The following is a 20315-nucleotide window of genomic DNA, read 5'->3' on the forward strand; positions in this document are numbered from 1 at the left end:
TACTTGGCCACTGGCGATGTTGGTGACCACACCGGTCACGCAGGCCGCGTCACACACAGAGAGTTCAGAAGGTGTTCCGATCCCACGTCTGCCGGCCGACAGAAATGTTCGCTGGGATCGATCACATCGATCTGCACACCTGATGCGTGGATTGCGTGCTGTTTGAATGCACGGGCCGCGGAACCCAGAACGCGAGAGAGAGCATCACCGTCAGCAGCATCGTGCGCGCGCGCGTCGACGAATACGACCTCGGCAACCTGCCTCTTCACGGCGTACTCAACGCACTCCTTCACCCGGTTATTCGCCGCGTGAAGGCCCGTCGTGATGACGAGAACCTTTGGCAAAGACGCATCCTGATTCAGCAGCGTTTGGAGGTCACCGCATCGCGCGCCGACGATATCGATTGCGCGCGAACAGATAACGTCCGGTGCGTACACCGTCACATCCCACCCAGCTGCCGCCCAGTCAAATATGGAGCCGCCGGCGCATTGCACCGCGTCCGAGGCGCTCTGCGCCATGACGCCCAAGGCGTATCTGACCGCTGAATCAGTTATGCACCGCATTCTGCTACGAGGATCTGCCACCGGTCATTATCGTCGCCATCCGCTCGCGCATCTCGCCATACGTGAGCGCCTGCGTACCCGGCTTGGGGATGCGACCGGCATCAACTTTGGGGGTCGACAAATCCATGTCCGCGACTTCTGCGCGCAGCGCAGCGACGGTGCACTTATCCCGGCCGAGCCGTTCGACGCCGGTATAGCCAAACGCGTTCGCCGCGTTTCGCCAGCAGATTGCCTCGATTTCATCGGGACTGCACCCCTCGAGCTCCTTCGCGAGTTGTTCCGGGGCATCAGGCCAACTCGAGTCCGAATGCGGGTAATCCATTTCCCAGCAGATGGTCTCGACGCCGATACGGTGCCGGTTCTCGATGCCAACCCGGTCACGGATGAAGCAGGACAGGAAGTTTCGACGAAAGACGTCGGTAGGGGTGTTGCCATCTCCGAGGTCGTCACCGGTCCATGCACGCTGCCGACCATAGATATCCTCGAATCGCTCCAGTAGGAACGGAATCCACCCGATACCGCCCTCCGAAAGAGCGAACTTGATGGTCGGGAACTCCTTGACGACGCGGGAGAACAGAAGGTCAGCGGTGAACCGTCCGGTGTCCAAAACCAGCATCGAATTGTAGGCGAGATAGCTGGTCTGATCCGAGGGCACCGGCATTCCTCCGCCCGTCCCGATGTGGATGTTGACGACCGTGTTGTTCTCACAAATGGCTTCCCACAAGACGTCCCAGTGGGGGTCCTGCCATGGCGGTTGGCCGTAATTGCCGACGTGCTGGGGCACCGTAACCGCGCGGCACCCGAGCGACGCGAGCCGCCGCACTTCGCTTGCGGATTTGACCGGATCCCACAGCGGAAGGATTCCCATCGGGATGAAGCGGTCGGGATGTGCGCCGCACCAATCCTCGATATGCCAGTCGTTGTAGGCCTTGACCATCACCGCCGAGACTTCACGGTCGCCCCGATAGGTGAACAACGCACCCGAGATGGTTGGAAACGAGGGGAAGCACACCGAGGCGAGCACTCCACTGGCGTTCATGTCTTCGACTCGGGCATCCACGTCGTAGCAGCCCTTACGCATGTCCTCGAACCGAGAGGGCTCGAAGCCCCACTCATCGTTGGGACGGCCCGCGACCGCATTCAATCCGATGTTGGGCAGCTTCATACCGTCATACACCCAGGCCACCGAGCCGTCGGCGTCTTCGACTATGCGCGGCGCGTCGTCCACATAACGTGCGGGGACGCGCTTGGCGAACATATCCGGCGGCTCGACTGTGTGGTCATCCACGCTGATCAAGACCAGATCGGCCGGATCGACCATCACAGAGTCCCTCCATACACGGACATCCGCGCAGCCACGTCATCCACCGGGCCGCATAGTCGTTGAATGAGCTGACAATACATTCAGACAGATTATGTTCTATTGCGCCAAATGACAACTACATTGCCCCACGCCGTCCGCTTGTCGAAAAAGCCGTCCAATCAGCGTTTGTGGTGAGGCCGTCATCCTCGCAGTCGTCACGAGCGAGCGGGCCAATAAGGTAATTGGCTGAACAAATATTGTTCTAGTGTTCTACCCATGGCCACTCTCTCCGTCCGCGCCCGGCTCGACTCGGCGACGCTGCCTCCGGCGAAAATGCTCATCGACGGGCATTGGGTCGACGGCGCCCTCGACCCGGTCCGCCACCTGCACCCAGCCACCGAGGAGACGGTCTTCGATGTGCCGGGCGGGGATGCGCAAGCGGTCGACGCTGCCGTTGCGGCCGCCCGCCGCGCCTTCGACGAGGGCCCCTGGCCACGCATGCCCGGGCGGGAGCGCGCGCGGTACTTGCGCCGCATCGCCGCCGCAATCCGTGATGACGCTGACAACCTGGTCGCACTGCTGTCACTGGACAACGCGACCCCGGTTGCGTTCGTCGGTTACTACCAGATGGGCGCCGAATACCCAGCGGACCTGTTCGACGGCTACGCGGGCTGGATCGACAAGGTCACCGGTGAGACCTACCCGCAGTGGGAGGCCGATCAACCGTTCGTCTTCACCACCCACGAACCTGTCGGCGTCGTGGGGTTGATCACGCCGTGGAACGCGCCACTGAGTTTGATGAGCCAGAAGGTGGCGCCCGCGTTGGCCGCCGGCTGCACTGTGGTCGCAAAGCCTTCTGAGATGGCACCGCTGACCAGTCTGCGTTTGGCCGAGTTGATCGGCGAGGTCGATTTGCCGCCTGGGGTGTTCAACGTCGTCACCGGAGCGGGTGTCGAGGTCGGTGCTGCGCTGGTCGCCGATCGGCGGGTGGACAAGGTGTCTTTCACCGGCAGCCGGGCGGTCGGTGGACAGATCGCGTCCACGATGGGTGCACGGATCGGCCCTGTTTCATTGGAATTGGGCGGCAAGAGCCCCGCGGTTATATTCGCCGACAGCGACATCGGCCTGGCGGTCGCGATGGCTGCCGGCAACGCCTTCCTAGGTTTGTCGGGACAGGTCTGCGTGTGTCAATCGCGAATCCTGGTCGAGCGCCCGGTTTACGACGACGTCGTCGGGCAACTGGTCGGATTCGCCGCCGCAGCGAGTTACGGCGATCCGTTTGACCCGACGGTCACAGCGGCGCCGATGATCACCGTCGCGCACATGAACCGCGTGAACGCATACATCGACCGTGCCGTGAAAGACGGCGCGGCGGTGGCTGCGGGTGGGGCACAGCGTCCTGCGGGCGCACCCGACTCAGGCAACTTCGTGTCGCCAACCGTGCTCGTCGACGTCGACAACAGCATGGCAGTGGCCCAGGAAGAGATCTTCGGGCCCGTTCTGTGCGTGATCCCGTTCGATTCCGAGGATGAGGCCGTCCGAATTGCAAACGACACCGAGTACGGACTGGGCGCGGCGGTGTACACCCGGGACGTCAGCAGAGCTATCAGGGTCGGTGCAGCGCTTCGAGCGGGAAACGTCGGTATCAATACCTGGACCTTGCAACCTCACGCACCGTTCGGCGGGGTCAAAAAATCGGGCCTCGGCGCCGAGAACGGCAGAGCCGGAATCATGGAGTACCTCGACACGAAGACGACCTTCCTACGCTGAACCCGAAAGTGGCTGTCAAACGGTCGGTCGTCATGCTCGCCGGAGCAGCATCATCGTCGTACCGCTGTTGGCGCCGCCGACGCCGCATGCGGTGAGGTCGGCGTCGTCGACCTGTCGAGCACCACCGTCACCGCGTACCTGGACGCACGCCTCGTGTAAGTGGCCGAAGCCGTGCAGCCGGCCGCCCGACAGTTGGCCGCCTGCGGTGTTGATCGGCAGCTCGCCGCCCAGCGAGAAGCGCGTCGGATCGGCGACCCACTCCCCCGATTCGCCGTATTCGCAGAATCCGAAATCCTCGAGGAAGCACAGCACGAACACGCTGAAACCGTCATAGAGCGACGCATAGTCGACATCACTAGGCGTGAAGTCGGTCCTGTCCCAGATGGTCGACCACCGAGAGTTCAGCCGACCGATGTCCTGGCCGCCTTCAAAAAGGAACCGGTCATGGTGGGCGCAATCGACAGCCTCGACGACGACGCCCGGATGGTCGAGGGCCGACGCGTGTTCGGCGCGCGACACCACGAATGCCGTTGCGCCGTCGCAGGCGATGTCGCAGTCGTACATACACAACGGGTCGGACACCATACGAGCATCGAGATAGGTGTCGAGGTCGATCGGCTCGCTGTAGACCGCCTTGGGATTCAGTTTGGCGTGCGCCCGTTCGACGATCGCGATCTGACCCAGTTGTTCCCTGGTGAGCCCGAATCGGTGCATGCGGGAACGGATCTGGAGGGCAGCGAGGTTGGCCGCCGCCGCCCCGTATGGCAATTGCCATCCCAACTGACCCGTCGCCCGTGATCCCGCAGCCACCCCGTAGCCGCGACGACGGTCAGCACCCTGTGCCGTTCCCTCCCAGATGCTTCGCCAACACAACACGTGATTGGCCATCCCTCCGGCCACAGCGAGCATGGCGTCGACGACGGCGCCGAGCTGGCCGGGGTATTCGACGCCGCCGGCCACCCAGTTCGGCCGAATACCAAGAGCATCGTGGATCTCGCGCAGCCCCGCTCCCGAGAATCCTTTCCCTGCCATTGACGCACCAGGGTAGGTGGTGAGGCCGTCGATGTCGGCCAGCGTCAACCCCGCATCCTCGACCGCCGCCAGACACGCATCGACGGTGAGCTGCAACGGGTCCCGGCCGAGACGACGCCCGATGTCGGACTGGCCGATGCCGCTGATGATGACATCGCTGGTCAGACGCGAGTGCATCAGCGGTCCGGAGCAAACAGGGGAAGATGAACGGCGTCGCCTTCTGTGCCGTCGTCACCACGCTGGAAGGTCACCCGCACCGGCATGCCGACGACGACATCGTCTGGAGCGACGTCGACGAGGTTGGTCAGCACGCGCGCCCGTGGATCTTCGACCGGGTTGACGAAGGCGATGACATAGGGCGTAGGGATCCCTGGGAAGAACGGATGGTGGTTGACCGTCCAGGACTCCACTGTCCCACGACCCGACATCGCCACCCATTCCGGTGTGGCGTGGTCGAATTGGCAACGCAGCGCGGGGGGATGAATGATGCGCTCGCAATCGGGGCACCGTTGCAACCGCCACACCCCCTCGGCGCCCGACGTCCAGTACGGACGGTTGAGCGCAGACAACGCGGGTAGCGGTCGGCCGCTGGGTGCCCGATCGTCAGGCACCGGGCACCGCGTCGTCGGCCGCGTCGTCGACACCGAAGATGAAGCGATCGGCAATCGTGTGTTCGTTGCGGATCGACATCTCCTGGGCGGTGTTGAGCCACAGGCCGTCGAAACCGTTGGAATGCATGCCGGCGTGGATTGCTCCGATGTTCTTGAGGTCCTGGGTCGGAAGTTCCCCCCACCCGTCATGGTCCTGCCAGCGTTCGAATTCCAGCCAACTGGTCTCGGGGACCTCGCCGGGCGCGAAGTGCTCCAATGAGAACATCTCGAACACGCACCGGTTCGGGTCGTCGGCGTCCGGCAGCATCCGATATCCGAGGATGCACGATTTCTCGACCAGGATCACCAGAGTTGGAAATACGTGCCAGTCTCCATTGCCCGCGAAGTACTGCTCCATGGTCATCTTGGGGTAATCGACACCCTCCGCGAGGGCGAGTTCCTCGCACATCTGGTGGTAGAGCACGAACGGCGGGATATCGCTGGGCTCCATGGTCGCAAGCTGTTGCGCCACACGGTAATCGCGTTCGGTGGCCAGGGATCGCACTTCGAGGTAGTTGTACTGCATCGAGTTCGCGAAGACCTCCGGGCGGGCCGCCTGCTCCTTGCGCGCGCTGTCCTTGTCGCCGCTGTCGGGTCGCGCCGTGTAGATGAACCGCGAGTGGTTGCGGTACGGAATCGTCGGCGTATAAGGGGCGTACACGAACTCCTGTGGCGGCGCCGGTTCGGTCGACGGACGTGGACCCTGCGTGGCGCGCAGCGTCTGCGGATGCGTGCCCGGAGTGTGGTAGCCCTCGATGAACGCGTCGATCACCGTCTTGTAGTTGGCGGGCAGGAACGTCCGCTTGCGCCAGCGAAAGCGCATGTCCTGCAACCGGAACGGTGCTAGTGCGGTCGGCAGCGGATCGAGCCACTCCAGAAGATCCGGCGGATCCTCCGCCATGCTGACAAATACCCAGCCACCCCAGGTGCCTACCGCGACTGGCCGCAGCGACCACTGTTCGCGGGGACGATTGAGAAACTCGTCACGTGAGGGCACGAACGACGAGCGGCCGTCGAAGGCGTACCGCCAACCGTGGAACTCGCACCGCAGTTCGCCGTCAGCGGCGCAGCCCGTTCCACGCACGACCTTCATTCCTCGGTGCGTGCAGGCGTTGTAGAACGCTTTGACGCTCGCGTCCTTCTGCCGCACCACCATGATCGACTGCCTGCCGATCGTGTACTCGTAGTAGTCGCCGGGTCCGGGAATCTCCTCCTCTCGGCAGGCGGGTTGCCACACCTGGGTGAAAAGTCGATCGAGTTCGAGCTGCAGGAACTCGGGATCGATGTAGCGGCCCTTCGGCACGAAGGTCTCACCGCACGCGTACCGGGTTGGCACCTTCCCGGCGGAGTCCCGCGCCACGTCGTCGACAGTCGTCATCGCACATCGCCTCCGATCAGCTGGCAGGGGGCTTGTCGAAGATGTTCGGGGACACCGAGCCCTTGAACGACGCCTCGATCTCGGCGAACGCTGTCGGTATGTCCCAGGTGCCCGACGCGGACACGATCTCGCGTTCGAAAACCGGGTTGGTCATCAGGCTGATGCGCCCGTTACCCGCGAAGATGATGCGGCGGTTGAGCCATTCAGATTGTTCGCTGGCCAGGTAGATCACCGGCGGCACAACGTTTTCCGGAGCCAGTCGCTTGTTCTCAGCTGAATAGTCCAAACTGCCCCCGCCCTTGATGCCCTGGGTCATCCGGGTGCCGGCGATCGGAGCGATGGCGTTGCTGCGAACCCCGTAACCGGCGAGGGCATTTGCACACGAGTAGGTGAGCCCGACGATGCCCATCTTGGCCGCGGCGTAGTTCGGCTGACTGGGCGCGCCGTGCAGACCGGACATCGACGTGAAGTTGATCAGCCGATACTGACCGCCGCGGTTCTCCCGCCACCACGAAGCCGCATGCCGAGTCAGGTTGAACGTACCTTTCAAATGAACCGAAACGACGGTGTCGAAATCCTGTTCACTCATCTTGAAGATCATGTTGTCGCGAAGGATTCCAGCGGCATTGACCATGATGTCGAATCCGCCCAGCGTCGACGCGGCACGGTTGATCAGCTCCTCGCAGGCGCCGAAATCGGTTATGTCGGTGGTGTCGGAGAAGGCTTTACCCCCGCGCTCGTTGATCGCGGCGGCGACACTTTCGGCCGGACCCGCATCGTGGCCGCTGCCGTCGACCGCGACGCCGGCATCGGACACCATCACAGTGGCCCCTTCGGCTGCCAACCCCTCGGCAACGGCCGCTCCGATTCCGCGCCCAGCACCGGTCACCAGCGCCTTTCGTCCGTCCAGGACTCCCATCATCGACTCCTCATCGATCAGTCACGACCAGCATACAGAACACATGCACATAATTTGTATAGCTGTCACCAGGCTTTTGACAATCTAGTCGAAGCCCCATTCCGTGTACCTGCGCTCGAGCTCGGCCATCGCCTCCCGGCCGCCGCGCGTCGTGCGCTCCTTCATGAAGTTGAACTCGTCGTCGCGCCACGCAAGATTGGTGAACACGCTGTGGCCCATTGGGACCCAGTCACCGAACTGGGCCATCCCCACCGCGTTCCAGAAAGTGATCAACGCGTGCTTTCCGATCATCAGGCCGTCCGCGGAGTGGTGCGCGACCGCGCGGGCGTAGCGCATGGCCTCGTCGCGCAAACCGCCCGCAGGGACGACCGACGAGGCGACGCCCCACTCCTTGAGCTCGGCGGCCTTGACCTTGCGGCCAGTGATCATGGCCTCGTATCCGCGGTTGGGCCCCAGCTTGAGCAGGGCAAGCGGCATGATGGTCGAAAAGCCGGCGAAGCCGATTCGCGCCTGGGGCCTGGCGATGTACATGTCGTCGGAGACGACGAGAATATCCGCGGCCAAGGCCAGATTCATCCCAGCGCCCAAGGTAGCCCCCTGGCATGCGGCGATGACCGTCTTGGGGAACTCCATCCAGTTCGTGAAGTGGCGGTGCAGGCGACGGGCGTTAGCCAGTCGGGCCGTCTGCGGAAGCCTGTTACCTTTCTTCAGCCCTGCCTGTTCGACCGGCAACCGGCGGACGTCGTCACCGCTGCAGAAGTCCTTGCCTGCCGCTACGAGTACAACGACTTTGACCTCGTCGTCCGCCTCTGCGGTATCCAACCGATCCTTGAACAGCGCGTGCATCTCCGGCGACAGGATGGCGTTTCGCCGGTCGGGCCGGTTGATGGTGATGCAGGCGATGTGTGGTTCGACGACCTCGTAGGTGACCCAGTCCTCGTCCACCTCGAACTCGCTGCCCTTTTCGTCGCCCACAGTCTCACCCCTCCGCGCCAGCCGATAGTGACCTGAACATTAAGACAGTATCCGATCATTTGTTTCATCGATGATATCCTCCTTCGCATGCCGCAACTCGTCATCTCCAAGCACGTCGACGCGATACCGGCGACCGTGTGGGCGATTGTTGCGGACTTCGCCGACGTCAACTGGATCCCCGTCGCCGGAGTGGTGGAGGTCGAGGGCGAGGGCATCGGCATGCGCCGCTTGATTCACGGGAGCGGGACCACACCTGTTGCAGAAACCTTGACGAGCATGGATCCCGACCGCATGGAGCTGAGCTACTCGATCGCCAACAACCCCCTGCCCGTCAAGCGATTCGACGCCCTCGTCTCCGTGCGCCCCACGGGCGATGCCGCAACGACGGTCACGTGGAGCGTCGACTACGACCCTGTGGGTACCGCCGAGGCAGACCAGACTGCCGCGCGCGAAGCGATCGAGGCAGTGTACGGAATGATGGCCGGCTGGCTGGCGGACGCATCGTCGACCCGTGAGGCCACGTGACCGAACGCGATTACGGCGTTCCGCTCACGTCATCGGATCGCATTTTCCGCGACGAGGTTCGCGACTTCCTCGCGGCGGCCCTAACGCCGGATCTGCGCTCACGCGAAGGCGGCGAGTCCGGCCGGCTGGATCGGATGCGCACCTGGCAGAGCCGTCTCCACGAGTCCGGGCTGGCCGCAATCTCATGGCCGACAGAATTCGGCGGCCGCAGCGCAACGCCGGTGCAGCAGTTGATCTTCAACGCCGAAATGGCGTCTGCACACGCTCCTGAGCCGATCAACCGCAGCGCAATAAATCAGCTCGGTCCCACGATCATCCAGTGGGGCAGCGACGAACAGCGATCCCATTATCTGCCGCGCATCCTCTCTGCCGAGGACGTCTGGTGCCAGGGCTTCAGCGAGCCCGAAGCCGGAAGTGATCTCGCCTCTCTGAAGACGAGAGCCATGATCGACGGTGACGAGCTGGTGATCAGCGGGCAGAAGGTGTGGACGTCAAAGGCGCAGTACGCCAACAAGATCTATCTGCTCGTTCGAACGGATCCGGCCGCCCCGCCACACGAGGGGATCAGCTATGTGCTGGCCGACCTGGCGGTCGAGGGTATCGAGGTGCGTCCCATTCGCCAGATCACCGGCGACGCCGAGTTCAACGAGATCTTCTTCGACAGCGTCCGGGTGCCGCTCGCCGGCGTTCTCGGCCCGTTGAACGAAGGGTGGCGGGTCGCGAAGTCAACGCTTGGCTACGAGCGAGTGGGCCAGAGCCGTACGCACCGAATCGAGCGCCGCCTGGCCATTCTGACATCGATGGCCAGGGAGCCGAATGCGCTCAGCGACAACGGGTTGGACGACGAATACGTAGCCGACCAGCTGGTGCGCTTCACAGCTCAGGTGGAAGCGCTACGCCAGATCGCCGCTCAGGCGACCGCCGCAGGCGTACGTGGGGTGAGCCCAGGACCCGAGGCCTCAGTCGCCAAACTGTTGACCTCGGAGGTCGACCAGGCGATGGCGAACTTCGGACTTGATCTCGCCGGTCCGGCGGGCACGCTGTTGGCTGGTTCCCCCGGTGCAGCGAAGAAGGGCAACGTCGCCAAGAGCTATCTGCTGATGCGCGCTGCGACGTTCGGAGCCGGGACGTCCGAGATACAGCGGAATGTCATCGCCGAGAAAATATTGGGACTGCCCCGTGACCCGTGACCGTGAACTGTCCTTGACCGAGATGGCCGACTCGGCGGCGGAGCTCAGCGAGCTGCGCACCACCGCGGATGACATCTTGAGTCACGCGTGGACGGTCGAGCGCACCCGCAGCCTCCTCGACGGTCCCGAACCGGCTTTCGACAAGGACCTATGGAAAACGATCGTCGAACTGGGCTGGCCCGATGTGCTGGTTTCCGAGCCCCGCGGCGGTGGCGGCGCGGGGGTACGTGAACTGTGCGTACTCACCGAGGCGGCCGGCGCGATTACCCTGCCGGTTCCACTGGCCTCAGTCGCATCCGCGGCGTGGTGCGCAGACCGCTGCGTCGAGGGCATCACGCTCGTTCTCGAGGACGTGGGCGCGACACTGCGCGACGGCAAAGTCACCGGAACCTGGCCGCTGGTGCCGTTCGGTGCGGTAGCCGAACGACTGATCGTCATCGCCATGAGCGACGGAGAACCCGTGTTGGGCATCGTCGACGCGGACGGCGGCGGTGTGCAGCGGACGCCACAACTACCGCTTGACCTCAATCCCGCCAGCAGCATCAATCTCGCTGAAGCGGAGCTGCTGCAGATCAGCTCAGGACCCGATGCCGCCGACCGCCACCGCAATGCGCTGATGCGCGACCGGCTCGCCACGATTGCGGAAGTCATCGGGATCGCTTCGGCCGCCAACGACGCCGCGGTCGAATACGCGAAAGTGCGGACTACTTTCGGTCGACCGATCGGATCCCGGCAGGCGATAAAACACCGTCTCGTTGACCAGCACTCGGTGGTCGAAGTCGCTCGCGCACTGGTGAATCGGGCCGCCGACGCCTGCGAACTCGACCATCCCGACGCCGAAGCACTGGTGTCATTGGCCGCGTTCTGGGCGGTCGACTCACTGCGGCGGGTACCCGAAGGAGCTACCCAGGTGTTCGGCGGAATCGCCTACACCTGGGAGCACGACGCGCACGTCTACCTGCGACGCGCAGCATGCCGCACCGCAGACCTGGGCTCGCGCTCACTTCACCGCTCAATCGTCGCTCGCTGGCTCGACTCAAGAATTTCGACTAACCGAAGTCCATGATGAGGTGGGTGAGTGTCGACTCGGCGAGCGCCCAGCGTCCGTCGGTGCGAACCCAACGATCGTGATAGTGCCCGAAAGCCGTCAACGACGTCCCGTTGTCCCAAAGAACACGCTCCTGCACAGGCCAAATGGCTAGGGCTTCATCCCCAGAGATCTCGACTTCTGGGATGTGGACCTGATGCACGGTTCGGGCGCCTGCCACTGATTCCCTGATCGCGGCGATGACCTCGTCGCGGCCCACGATGGCTTCGATGTCCGGGTTACCGTCACTGAGATCGAGTCTGACGTCCGGCGCGAGCACTGTGGCGAACGCTTCCCAATTCTTGGTATCCAGTGTCCTGCAGTATTTCGCCTTGGCTTGATAGAGCTCCTGGATGACCATCAGAGCTGTGTCGCCACTCATGTGACCGCGAGTTCCAGCCGCTCGAGACGACGCACCAAGATGCTCGGGAGCCAACGCCCCACCGCGGCAGGCTCGATCCATTCGGTCTGTTCCAAGAGCAGCTCTAAGACGATGTGGGCTTCGAGGCGAGCGAGCGCTGCTCCGACACAGAAGTGCGCACCCTTACCGAAGGTGATGTGGCCTTTCCCTTTCGGGCGATCCAGTCGGAACTCATCGGGGCTGTCGAATTGCGAAGGATCGCGGTTGGCCGCGCCCCACAACAAGAACAAGCGACTCCCGGCCGCCAGTTCGACGCCGCCAAGGGTGGTGTCCTCGACCACGTGCCGATAGTGTCCCCGGAAGGGCGGCTCGAATCTCAAGGACTCTTCGATGAATGCGCCCAGCAAGGCCGGATCAGCACGAAGCTGACGCTGGATGTCAGGGTGCGTTGCCAAAATCCAGACGGCGCTGCCCAGCAGCGACGCCGTCGACTCACCGCCGGCGCTGAACAGGGTCAACATGATCACCCGGGCGGTGTTGTCGTCGAGCGCTCCCGACCCGCACGCGGTGGCGAGGTCGCCAAGCAGGTTGTCACCCGGGTCGCTGGCTGCTTGCGCGAAGTACTCGCTGATGTAGACGCTCAGCTCGATTGCCGCATTGCCGGCTGCTGCGAGACCATCGGCGTCGATCAGTCCGTCGAGTAATTGCGTTGTGGCATAACCCGACTTGATGAGCATGTCGACATCGTCGTCGGGAACACCAATCAGCCTGGCTACCACCATCATGGGGAGGCGGTTGGCCATCGCACTCATCCACTCGATCCGCCCGTCGGTCCTTCCGGCACGCCAGAGGCGTGCAGCGGTATCGGCGACGAATCGCTCTGTCGCGCGGATGCGTTTGGCGGCGAGTTGGGGAACAAGCATCTTCCGATGGACGGCGTGAATCGGGTCGTCCGCAGTCGCGAGAACATGGGATGCACCCCCGAATCCCTCCATTTCGAATGCGCCCACCCCGTTCTCAGGGGTATAGGTCATCGTGGCGGTCAGATTTGATGAGAAGTCGTCGGGGCGTCCAATGACTTCATTGATTGCCTCCCAGCCGTAGACCGCGTAGAACTCTGAGCCGGCGACCTGCTGAACCGGGCCACGTTCGCGCATTCGCGCGTAGTACGGATAGGGGTCTTGGATCGTGGTGTCGCTGAAGAACTCGACGCCCGAAACGTCCGGATCGACGGTCACTGACTTCGCTCCCTCGCTGTAGAGGCGATCAGCGGTAATCGAGCGTGACCGGCAGCCGATCGTAAGTGTGCACCAGGGCGGACGGCCGCAACGAGCCCTCTCCCGTCACGCGAATTCCCTTGGCGCGCTTGATCACCTCGTCTAGGACGAACCGCGCCTCGCGACGTGCCAGTGCTGCCCCCATACAGAAGTGCTCACCCACGCCGAAACCGAGATGCCCCGCAGCGTCCTGGCGATGGACATCGAATTCCTCGGCAGTCGGTCCCCAATGGTCAACGTCCCGGTTGGCGGATGCGTAGGCGAGAAGAAGCCCGTCGCCTTCTCGAATCGTGGCGCCACGCAGTTCGACGTCTTGTGCCGCTTGGCGCGCCATGCTCATCACGGGCGTCCACCAGCGCAGCACCTCCTCGACCGCATTATTGCCGACCTCGGGATCCGCGAACGCTTGTTCCGCCTGATCGGGATGCATGTCGAAACACGCGGCAATACCAGCGATCAGACTTTGCGTCGTTTCACTGCCCGCCGCCAATAGCGTCAGCGCGTAGGTCATCACCTGGATCTCGTTGAGCGGCTCGGAGTCGATGCGCACCTGCGAGAGCATCGAGAGCAGATCATCGGTCGGATCCTTGGCACGCTCGGCAACCAGTGCCATCAAATAGGGGGCGACCTCACCGAAGATCAGCTCCATGTCACCATCGTCGGCGACGCCGCTACCGACCTTCGCGATCGTCGTGGCCCACCCCGCCACCTTTGGCCAGTCGGCTTCAGGCACGCCCAACAGATAGGCGAAGACATACACCGGGAACGGTTCAGCGACGTGTTCGATCCAGTCGAATTCGCCGTCGGGAAGGCCGTCGAAGATGGTGGCGATCACCTCACGCACGCGCGCCTCGAGTTTCGCGACGGCACCCGGCGTGAAGCGGACCCCGATTGCCTTGCGATGTGCGCGGTGTTCGGGCGGATCCATGAACAGGATTCCGCGAGCGCCGTAGCCCTGAGGATCGCGGCCCTCCCGACGCGCGACAAGGTCCATCATGATGGCGATACGCTCGGACTTGAACTTCTCTGGACGCGCCGAGATGGTCTTGATGTCGTCGTACTTCGTCACGACCCAGAACTGCCCCTGCTCGTACCAGTGCACCGGGTCGGTGTCACGCAGTTGCGCAAACGTCGCATTCGGATCGCCCAGATAGAACGAGGCATCATCGAAGCGGGCGTCAGAGGGTGCCGAAGTTATCGCCATGACTCTGAACAATAGAACACAATATGTGAATGTGTGAAGACTGGCTGCACATGACGCAGTTGGACATCAATAGAACGAATGTTGTTCAATTGTACAAATGAGCCATGCCGCACTCAGTAGCTGACGAAGGGTGACCGACGCCGTGCCCTCCTCAGGATTCTTGTCAGGTGTGCGTGTACTGCAGCTCGGCGACGGTATCGCGGGGTCATCGGCCGCGGCCCTACTGGCCAGCCTCGGCGCCGACGTGGCGCGCCGTCCCCTGTCGGCAGCGCACCGCGTGGGGCCCCGGATCGACACTTCTTCGGGTCCACAGACCGCCGTCGACCTGGTCCTCGATCGGCAAAAGCGGTTGTTGCGATCCGACGAGAAACCCGACCTCGGCGACTACGACATCGTCATCAACGACGGCGCAAGCGAACAGCCCACACCCGTCGAGGGGGTCGTCGTCAACCTCACACCCTTCGGCATGGACGGACGCCATCGCAATCGGCCGGGCGGCGAGATCGTCGCGCAGGCTAGCGGCGGTCTGCTGGCCACAATCGAGGACGCCGACGGTAATCCGGTACCTGCGCCGGGATACGTCGCATCGAAATCCGTGGGCGCAGTTGCGGCGTTGGCGGCACTGCACGGATTGGACCGGCACAACCGCAGCGGCGGCGCCGTCGTGGTCGACGTTTCGGCGCAGGAGGCGGTGATCTTCACCGCTGCGCTCCCCGAGTGCGCCCACACCATGTACCGGTGTCCCGGCCGCGCCGGCAGCGGACGTTACCTGGCGCCCTCGGGCGTCTTCGAATGCCAGGACGGACTCGTCCGCATCACTGCCGTGGAGAATCACCAGTGGCAACAGTTGAGAAAGACCATCGGCGATCCTGAATGGGCGGCGGGCCTCGACGAACGATCCGCGCGAATCGAGCATGCCGATCTGATCAACGCGCGGGTCACCGAGTGGACGAGAAATCAGAACAAGTCGGACTGCGCCGCGCTGTTGCAGGCCAACGGCGTCCCCTCCACCCCGGTCAACCATCCGGGCGAACTGTTGAACTCGCCGCAGCTTGCCCACCGCTCGTCGCTGCAGAACGCACGAATCGACGACCGCGATGTCACCGTGCTCGGCCCGCCGTGGACCGTGACACCGGGTCGCCCGGGGACCGGCCGCGGCACCGGCATCGCCGGACTTCGCATCGCCGAACTCACCCACGTGCTCGCCGGGCCCATCGTCGGGGCGTTGCTCGGGGGGATGGGCGCAACGGTCGTTCGGCTCGAGGATCCCGACCGGTTGGACATTTACCGCCGCAGCGGCCCGTTCGCCGACGGGGTCGCCGGCCCCGAGCGCGGCGCGTACTACGCCGTGGCCAACCACTCGAAGCAGAGCGTGCTGCTCGACCCGGAGCACATTGGCGCCGATGTCGCCGCGATACTGGCCGACTCCGACGTCCTCATCGAGAATGTCGGATCGTCTCGGTTGAAGCGCCTCGGCGTGGATCCTGCGGAACTCGCGGACACCGGCCGATTGACTCTTCGCGTGTCCGGATTCGGCTCCGATGGACCACTGGCTGGATATCGGGTGTACGCCAACAACGTTCAGGGCTACGGCGGTCTGGCGGCGCTGAGCACCACCGCCGACGGGTCGCCGGCTCGGTTGGGTACCGTTCTGGCCGATCCGCTGTCCTCGGTCGTCGGAGCATTGGTGATCGCGGCATGGGCGCTGGACCGAAATCGATCCGGCGGGGCGGTGATCGATCTGTCCATGGCCGAAGTGGTCGCGTCGACGATTGCGGAGTACGTCGCCGCCGCGTCGACAGAGCAGACGCCTTCGGCCGTCGACGTTCACCGGTTTGTCCACCGCTCGACCGACGACCACTGGGTCGCGGTCGAACTAGCCGGAACGCAATGCGAAGCCGACAGCACCGAGTTCGTCCGCGCCCTGATCGCCACCAATCGGGCCGACGACGCGGCGCTGAAGCTTCAGGGCGCGGGCATTTCGGCTGCCGTGGTCCGAAGCGGCGGCGAACTGGTGAACGACGGCCACCTCAACGAGCGCGGCTTCTTCCCCGAAATCGCCCATCCGGATCCCGATCTGAGAACGGCACGACTGGTTGGACTCCCCTGGCGGTTCGCCGGCGAAGGTCCGCTTCCGTTGAGTCCGCCGCCCGCGCTGGGGAGTTCGAACGCCCTCTACGAGAGGAACACCGATGCCGATGTCACCGCCTGATCGCCCGGCGACCGTGTGGTCGTCGACGTTCATTCCCTCGAAGTCACCCCTGCCCGGCTTCGGCGCCGAGGGTTACAGCGTGGCGTGGGTCGACAGCGGCACCGAACGACTTCAAGTGGTCGTGGACGGCGCCCGACCATCGCCTGGGACGAAGGGACGGTTGGTGGATCGCATCTTTGACGATCAGACCGTCGAGATGTTCATGGCGGATGACCGATGACCGGCGTTCATCTCGCCGGTGTCGGCGTCACCGAGTTCGGAAAACACCGTGACGTCCCGCTGATCGAACTTGGCGTCACAGCGGCACGGCAAGCCCTGCAGGACTCCGGCCTTGACTACACCGACATCGGTGAGGTGTTCACGGCCTCGTCACTAGCTGGACCGCAGACCGGTATCAAGGTTGCACTCGAGTTGGGACGCACCGGGATTCCGGTTACCGCAACCGAAAGCGCCTCGGCGAGCGGCCTGGTCGCGCTCCGGCACGCGATCTCCGCAGTCACCTCAGGCCGAAGCGAGGCCGCCCTCGCTATCGGCTACGAGAAGACGACCGCCTTGGAGCCAGGTGGTGTGGTACCCGCGGCTGTTGGGTTCTGGGACCGCTTTCCCGCACAGACGCACTACGCCATCGAGGCGGCCCGATGGCTGTACGACGCCCGCTGTGGACCCGAGGTGATCGCCGCTGTGGCCGCGAAGTCCTACAACCAGGCCCGGTTGAATCCGCTTGCAGTACGACGGGACTCCGGTCCGGTGACCGTGGACGACGTGCTGGCCGCCCGGATGGTGGCGGAGCCGCTGACGAAGATGATGTGTCACGCCTCGGTGGACGGCGCCGCCGCCATTGTCGTGACACGCGAACCACGTCCGCGATCGGTCTCGGTGTTGGCGGTCGAACAGACCAGTTGGCCAACCGATCCGTCGTGGCCGCTCCTCGGGCCCGTCGTGGGCCCGCCGTCGCAACTGACGCTGACCGCCGAGAGGGCATACACCACCGCAGGCATCAAACCGACAGATATCGGGGTGATTTCACTGCACGACATGTGCGCCAGCGAGGAAATCACCGCACTCATCGCCATGGGGTTGGCCGATTCCGCCGGAGTTGCCGCACTCGCCCAGACCGGTGGTCTCGCGCACGACGGAACGCTGCCGACCAACACCGACGGTGGCTGCATCGCCCGCGGCCACGCCTTTGGAGCGACCGGCCTGGCTCAGGCCGCAGAAGTCGTCACCCAACTTCGCGGCGAGGCCGGAGCGAGGCAGGTGGCACAGCCAAAAGTCGGGATGGCTCAAGCTGTCGGCGGCGGCGGCTCCTGTGTCGTGGCGCTGATGCGCGCCTGAACTGGCGATTTCTACGCGATCGCGCCACTCTCTTTCAGCGCGAGGATCCGGTCCCAGTCACCGCCGAGATCCAAGATGAGTTGCTCTGTGTCGGCAGCGAATTCGGGCATCGGCGCCAACGCCAGCGGTGTCTCGTCGAAGAGCACGGGGCTTGCCACAAGATCGAAGCTCGCTCCCTGGTCATCCACCGTGACGATGTTGCCGTTCGCACGCACCTGCGGGTCGGCGGCCACCTCGGCGGTGGTCTGCACCGGTGCCCACTGTCCGTCGAAACCCTCCAGGGCGACCCGCCAATGAGCTAGCGGCTGAGCGCCGATCGTCGCACGCAACACCTCTATCGCGTCTGCACCGTTGGCAGCGAGCAGCTGGTGGGTCGCAAAGCGTTCATCCTCGGCCAGTTCAGGGACGCCCACCCGGCGACAGAACTCAGCGAAGTAGCGGAATCCCTGCAGCATGGACAGCCCCAGGAACCGGCCGTCTGCGGTTCGATAGAACCCGACCAATGGGTTGTTCGGGGTGACGTTGGCTCCCGCAGGATTGGTCTGCCACGGTTGACCACTCACCAACGCGGCGTTGATGGCCACGCCGGACGCCCACACACCCACTCCCAAAAGCGAGATATCCACCACACGAGCATGACCCGTGCGCTCCCGTTCGAAGAGCGCGGCGGCGATACCGCCGGCGATCGTCATTCCCCCGATCGAATCCCCGTACGCGGGTCCCGGTTGTGGAACCACCCCGTCAATGTCGCAGGGCGTCGAACCGGCGGCGCCCGCGGCCCGGCTCCAAAATCCCGTCATGTCGTAGCCGCCGGTCCCAGCGTCAGGCCCCAGCGGCCCGTAGGCGCTACCGCGCGCATACACGATGTCGGGATTGGCGGCCCGCAGATCGTCGACGTCGATCCGCAGTTTCTTCCTGGCGTCCGGCAAGAAGTTGGTGAGGAACACATCACTGGTCTTGGCAATGTCCATCAGCAGCTCATGCCCGTCCGGCGTCGCCATGTCCAATGCGACCGAGCGTTTCCCGCGGTTTGCGTGCTCCATCACCGGGTTCCGCTCACCCTCGATGGTAATGTGCCCGAGCTGACGCAGGCCGCGTTGGGAGTCGCCGGTCTGCGGATGCTCGATCTTGACCACGTCCGCGCCCCAGTCCGCCAGCACTGCACCGGCAGCGGGCACGAACGTCCACTGCGCGACTTCGAGTACCCGTACGCCCGACATGGGTCCGCTCATCGATTCCCCTCGTACCTTCGTTGATCGCTATCGTGTCAGCGGCGATTCAGCGTCACCGGCAGCAGATCGAAATTGTTGTTCAGCGCCGATGGCCTGGGAACGCGTTCTCCGGTGACTTCAATGCCGCTGGCGCGCTTGACGATTTCGTCAAGCGTCAGTCGCGCCTCTCTGCGGGCGAGTGCAGCGCCCATGCAGAAGTGTTCGCCGACTCCGAAGCCGAGATGGCTCGGCGCGTCCTTGCGTCGGATGTCGAACTGATCGGCCGTTTCACCAAAGTGCTCCGTGTCGCGGTTCGCTGAACCGTAGGCGAGCAGCACTCCATCACCCTCCCGGATCACCTTGCCGCGCAACTCCACATCGTGGGTGGCTTGTCTCGCCATGCTGCGTACCGGTGTCCAATAGCGAAGGACTTCTTCGATAGCGTTGTCCACCAGCGAAGGATCGTCGAACAGAGCTCGCGCCTGGTCCGGATGACTTGCCAGGCACTCGGCGATACCCGCGATCAGACTCTGGGTGGTTTCGCTACCGGCCGCCAGCAGCGTGAGCGCATACACCATGATCTGCAGGTCGTCGAACGGTACCCCGTCGATCTCACCCAACGTGGCGAGCATCGTCATCAGGTCGTCATCGACCGGGTTCTGAGCCTTCTCCTTGGCGATGTCCAGGAGATACGGACCGATCTCGGTCATGATGACATCGAAATCCGCCTGGGTTGCCGCTCCACTTCCGGAGCGTGAGATCGCCGTCGACCATCCGGCCACTTTCGGCCAGTCGGCCTCGGGTACGCCGAGGAGATAGGCGAAAACGTAGACAGGTATCGGCTCCGCGACGTGTGCTATCCAGTCGAACTCCCCGTCAGGCAATGCGTCGAAGACCTCGTTGACGACCTGTTTTACCCGCTCTTCTGCCCTGGCGACCGCCGCCGGGGTGAAGCGACCCTGGAATGTTCGTCGATGAGCCCGATGGACCGGCGGATCGAGGAACATGATTCCTCTGTTCCGGTAGCCCTGCGGTTCGACTCCCTGCTTGTGCGCGATGAGATCCATCAGAATCGCGATGCGTTCGGAGGCGAACTGATGAGGTCGTGCCGAAATCGCTTTGATGTCATCATATTTTGTGATGACCCAGAACTTTCCGTCGTCATACCAGTGCACGGGATCATGTGTTCGCAGCTCGCGGAACACCTCGTCGGGGCGATCGAGGTAGAACTGAGCCTGGTCGAATTGCGCGCCTGAGGTCGCCGACAGGGGATTCGTGACTGTCGTCATAGATGAACAATAGAACACAAAGTGTCTATTTGCG

Annotated in this window: 19 protein-coding genes; 7 read left to right on the top strand and 12 right to left on the bottom strand. The window is 63.7% G+C overall.

All coding sequences use genetic code 11. The annotated features are described in order from the left end of the window. Positions 1 to 35: 35 nt before the first annotated feature. Positions 36 to 518, bottom strand: coding sequence for a hypothetical protein (locus G6N42_RS15935; RefSeq protein WP_163730453.1), 483 nt, complete (start codon positions 516 to 518; stop codon positions 36 to 38). A 49-nt stretch (positions 519 to 567) separates the two neighbouring features. Beyond that, entirely contained in the window at positions 568 to 1884 is a 1317-nt protein-coding gene (locus G6N42_RS15940; RefSeq protein WP_163730454.1) for an amidohydrolase family protein, read from the bottom strand. Between the two features lie 258 nt (positions 1885 to 2142). On the opposite strand from G6N42_RS15940, the gene G6N42_RS15945 reads away from it, so the two are divergent. After that, the gene (locus tag G6N42_RS15945; protein ID WP_163730455.1) at positions 2143 to 3636 is read left to right on the top strand and encodes an aldehyde dehydrogenase family protein; all 1494 of its coding nucleotides are present in this window, start codon (positions 2143 to 2145) and stop codon (positions 3634 to 3636) included. 30 nt (positions 3637 to 3666) lie between these two features. On the opposite strand, the gene G6N42_RS15950 is transcribed toward G6N42_RS15945, so the two are convergent. The 5 genes from G6N42_RS15950 to G6N42_RS15970 form a co-directional block, all read right to left on the bottom strand. Further along, positions 3667 to 4845 carry a thiolase family protein gene (locus tag G6N42_RS15950; RefSeq protein WP_163730456.1) on the bottom strand — a complete coding sequence of 393 codons (1179 nt, stop codon included), beginning with the start codon at positions 4843 to 4845 and terminating at the stop codon, positions 3667 to 3669. Continuing rightward, entirely contained in the window at positions 4845 to 5279 is a 435-nt protein-coding gene (locus tag G6N42_RS15955) for a Zn-ribbon domain-containing OB-fold protein (RefSeq protein ID WP_163730457.1), read from the bottom strand. Before G6N42_RS15955 ends, G6N42_RS15950 begins: the two co-directional genes overlap by 1 nt. Continuing rightward, positions 5272 to 6696 carry an aromatic ring-hydroxylating oxygenase subunit alpha gene (locus G6N42_RS15960; RefSeq protein ID WP_163730458.1) on the bottom strand — a complete coding sequence of 475 codons (1425 nt, stop codon included), beginning with the start codon at positions 6694 to 6696 and terminating at the stop codon, positions 5272 to 5274. The genes G6N42_RS15955 and G6N42_RS15960 overlap by 8 nt, the downstream gene beginning before the upstream one ends. A gap of 16 nt (positions 6697 to 6712) precedes the next feature. Beyond that, positions 6713 to 7615, bottom strand: coding sequence for an SDR family NAD(P)-dependent oxidoreductase (locus tag G6N42_RS15965; protein WP_163730459.1), 903 nt, complete (start codon positions 7613 to 7615; stop codon positions 6713 to 6715). 84 nt (positions 7616 to 7699) lie between these two features. Further along, positions 7700 to 8590 (bottom strand): enoyl-CoA hydratase/isomerase family protein, encoded by an 891-nt coding sequence (locus tag G6N42_RS15970; protein WP_163730460.1) that lies wholly within the window; start codon positions 8588 to 8590, stop codon positions 7700 to 7702. Positions 8591 to 8677: 87 nt separating this feature from the next. Here G6N42_RS15970 and G6N42_RS15975 point away from each other — a divergent pair, with 87 nt between their 5' ends. From G6N42_RS15975 to G6N42_RS15985, 3 genes are read left to right on the top strand one after another with little or no spacing between them, the layout of a single operon-like run. After that, a complete protein-coding gene (locus tag G6N42_RS15975; protein ID WP_163730461.1) occupies positions 8678 to 9115 on the top strand; it encodes an SRPBCC family protein in 438 nt (145 codons plus the stop codon). After that, positions 9112 to 10305 (top strand): acyl-CoA dehydrogenase family protein, encoded by a 1194-nt coding sequence (locus tag G6N42_RS15980; RefSeq protein WP_163730462.1) that lies wholly within the window; start codon positions 9112 to 9114, stop codon positions 10303 to 10305. The genes G6N42_RS15975 and G6N42_RS15980 overlap by 4 nt, the downstream gene beginning before the upstream one ends. Then, entirely contained in the window at positions 10295 to 11371 is a 1077-nt protein-coding gene (locus G6N42_RS15985; RefSeq protein WP_163730463.1) for an acyl-CoA dehydrogenase family protein, read from the top strand. The genes G6N42_RS15980 and G6N42_RS15985 overlap by 11 nt, the downstream gene beginning before the upstream one ends. Here G6N42_RS15985 and G6N42_RS15990 read toward each other — a convergent pair. From G6N42_RS15990 to G6N42_RS16000, 3 genes are read right to left on the bottom strand one after another with little or no spacing between them, the layout of a single operon-like run. Beyond that, positions 11355 to 11774, bottom strand: coding sequence for a nuclear transport factor 2 family protein (locus tag G6N42_RS15990; RefSeq protein ID WP_163730464.1), 420 nt, complete (start codon positions 11772 to 11774; stop codon positions 11355 to 11357). The two genes, G6N42_RS15985 and G6N42_RS15990, sit on opposite strands and share 17 nt — an antisense overlap. Next, on the bottom strand, positions 11771 to 12991 hold the full coding sequence (locus G6N42_RS15995) for a cytochrome P450 (RefSeq protein WP_163730465.1): 1221 nt from the start codon (positions 12989 to 12991) through the stop codon (positions 11771 to 11773). The genes G6N42_RS15990 and G6N42_RS15995 overlap by 4 nt, the downstream gene beginning before the upstream one ends. Before the next feature lie 28 nt (positions 12992 to 13019). Further along, a complete protein-coding gene (locus tag G6N42_RS16000; protein WP_163730466.1) occupies positions 13020 to 14234 on the bottom strand; it encodes a cytochrome P450 in 1215 nt (404 codons plus the stop codon). 169 nt (positions 14235 to 14403) lie between these two features. Here G6N42_RS16000 and G6N42_RS16005 point away from each other — a divergent pair, with 169 nt between their 5' ends. The 3 genes from G6N42_RS16005 to G6N42_RS16015 are packed head-to-tail and all read left to right on the top strand — an operon-like array spanning position 14404 to position 17781. Further along, positions 14404 to 16446 (top strand): CoA transferase, encoded by a 2043-nt coding sequence (locus tag G6N42_RS16005; protein WP_232076163.1) that lies wholly within the window; start codon positions 14404 to 14406, stop codon positions 16444 to 16446. After that, positions 16427 to 16666, top strand: coding sequence for a hypothetical protein (locus G6N42_RS16010; protein ID WP_163730468.1), 240 nt, complete (start codon positions 16427 to 16429; stop codon positions 16664 to 16666). Before G6N42_RS16005 ends, G6N42_RS16010 begins: the two co-directional genes overlap by 20 nt. Beyond that, complete coding sequence (locus G6N42_RS16015; protein WP_163730469.1) at positions 16663 to 17781, top strand: thiolase family protein; 1119 nt, start codon at positions 16663 to 16665, stop codon at positions 17779 to 17781. Before G6N42_RS16010 ends, G6N42_RS16015 begins: the two co-directional genes overlap by 4 nt. Positions 17782 to 17792: 11 nt before the next feature. On the opposite strand, the gene G6N42_RS16020 is transcribed toward G6N42_RS16015, so the two are convergent. Both G6N42_RS16020 and G6N42_RS16025 read right to left on the bottom strand, forming a co-directional pair. Further along, positions 17793 to 19013, bottom strand: coding sequence for a CaiB/BaiF CoA transferase family protein (locus G6N42_RS16020; protein ID WP_163730470.1), 1221 nt, complete (start codon positions 19011 to 19013; stop codon positions 17793 to 17795). Between the two features lie 35 nt (positions 19014 to 19048). Further along, a complete protein-coding gene (locus G6N42_RS16025) occupies positions 19049 to 20281 on the bottom strand; it encodes a cytochrome P450 (protein ID WP_163730471.1) in 1233 nt (410 codons plus the stop codon). Between the last annotated feature and the right edge of the window lie 34 nt (positions 20282 to 20315).

Origin of the sequence: Mycobacterium gallinarum (assembly GCF_010726765.1) — a bacterium.
GTDB lineage: Bacteria > Actinomycetota > Actinomycetes > Mycobacteriales > Mycobacteriaceae > Mycobacterium > Mycobacterium gallinarum.

Bases quoted from the DNA above. Each gene is read 5' to 3' on its own strand.
- G6N42_RS15935 (WP_163730453.1), bottom strand. From the start codon at position 518: ATGGCGCAGAGCGCCTCGGACGCGGTGCAATGCGCCGGCGGCTCCATA.
- G6N42_RS15940 (WP_163730454.1), bottom strand. From the start codon at position 1,884: ATGGTCGATCCGGCCGATCTGGTCTTGATCAGCGTGGATGACCACACA.
- G6N42_RS15945 (WP_163730455.1), top strand. From the start codon at position 2,143: ATGGCCACTCTCTCCGTCCGCGCCCGGCTCGACTCGGCGACGCTGCCT.
- G6N42_RS15950 (WP_163730456.1), bottom strand. From the start codon at position 4,845: ATGCACTCGCGTCTGACCAGCGATGTCATCATCAGCGGCATCGGCCAG.
- G6N42_RS15960 (WP_163730458.1), bottom strand. From the start codon at position 6,696: ATGACGACTGTCGACGACGTGGCGCGGGACTCCGCCGGGAAGGTGCCA.
- G6N42_RS15965 (WP_163730459.1), bottom strand. From the start codon at position 7,615: ATGGGAGTCCTGGACGGACGAAAGGCGCTGGTGACCGGTGCTGGGCGC.
- G6N42_RS15975 (WP_163730461.1), top strand. From the start codon at position 8,678: ATGCCGCAACTCGTCATCTCCAAGCACGTCGACGCGATACCGGCGACC.
- G6N42_RS15990 (WP_163730464.1), bottom strand. From the start codon at position 11,774: ATGAGTGGCGACACAGCTCTGATGGTCATCCAGGAGCTCTATCAAGCC.
- G6N42_RS16000 (WP_163730466.1), bottom strand. From the start codon at position 14,234: ATGGCGATAACTTCGGCACCCTCTGACGCCCGCTTCGATGATGCCTCG.
- G6N42_RS16010 (WP_163730468.1), top strand. From the start codon at position 16,427: ATGCCGATGTCACCGCCTGATCGCCCGGCGACCGTGTGGTCGTCGACG.
- G6N42_RS16015 (WP_163730469.1), top strand. From the start codon at position 16,663: ATGACCGGCGTTCATCTCGCCGGTGTCGGCGTCACCGAGTTCGGAAAA.
- G6N42_RS16020 (WP_163730470.1), bottom strand. From the start codon at position 19,013: ATGAGCGGACCCATGTCGGGCGTACGGGTACTCGAAGTCGCGCAGTGG.
- G6N42_RS16025 (WP_163730471.1), bottom strand. From the start codon at position 20,281: ATGACGACAGTCACGAATCCCCTGTCGGCGACCTCAGGCGCGCAATTC.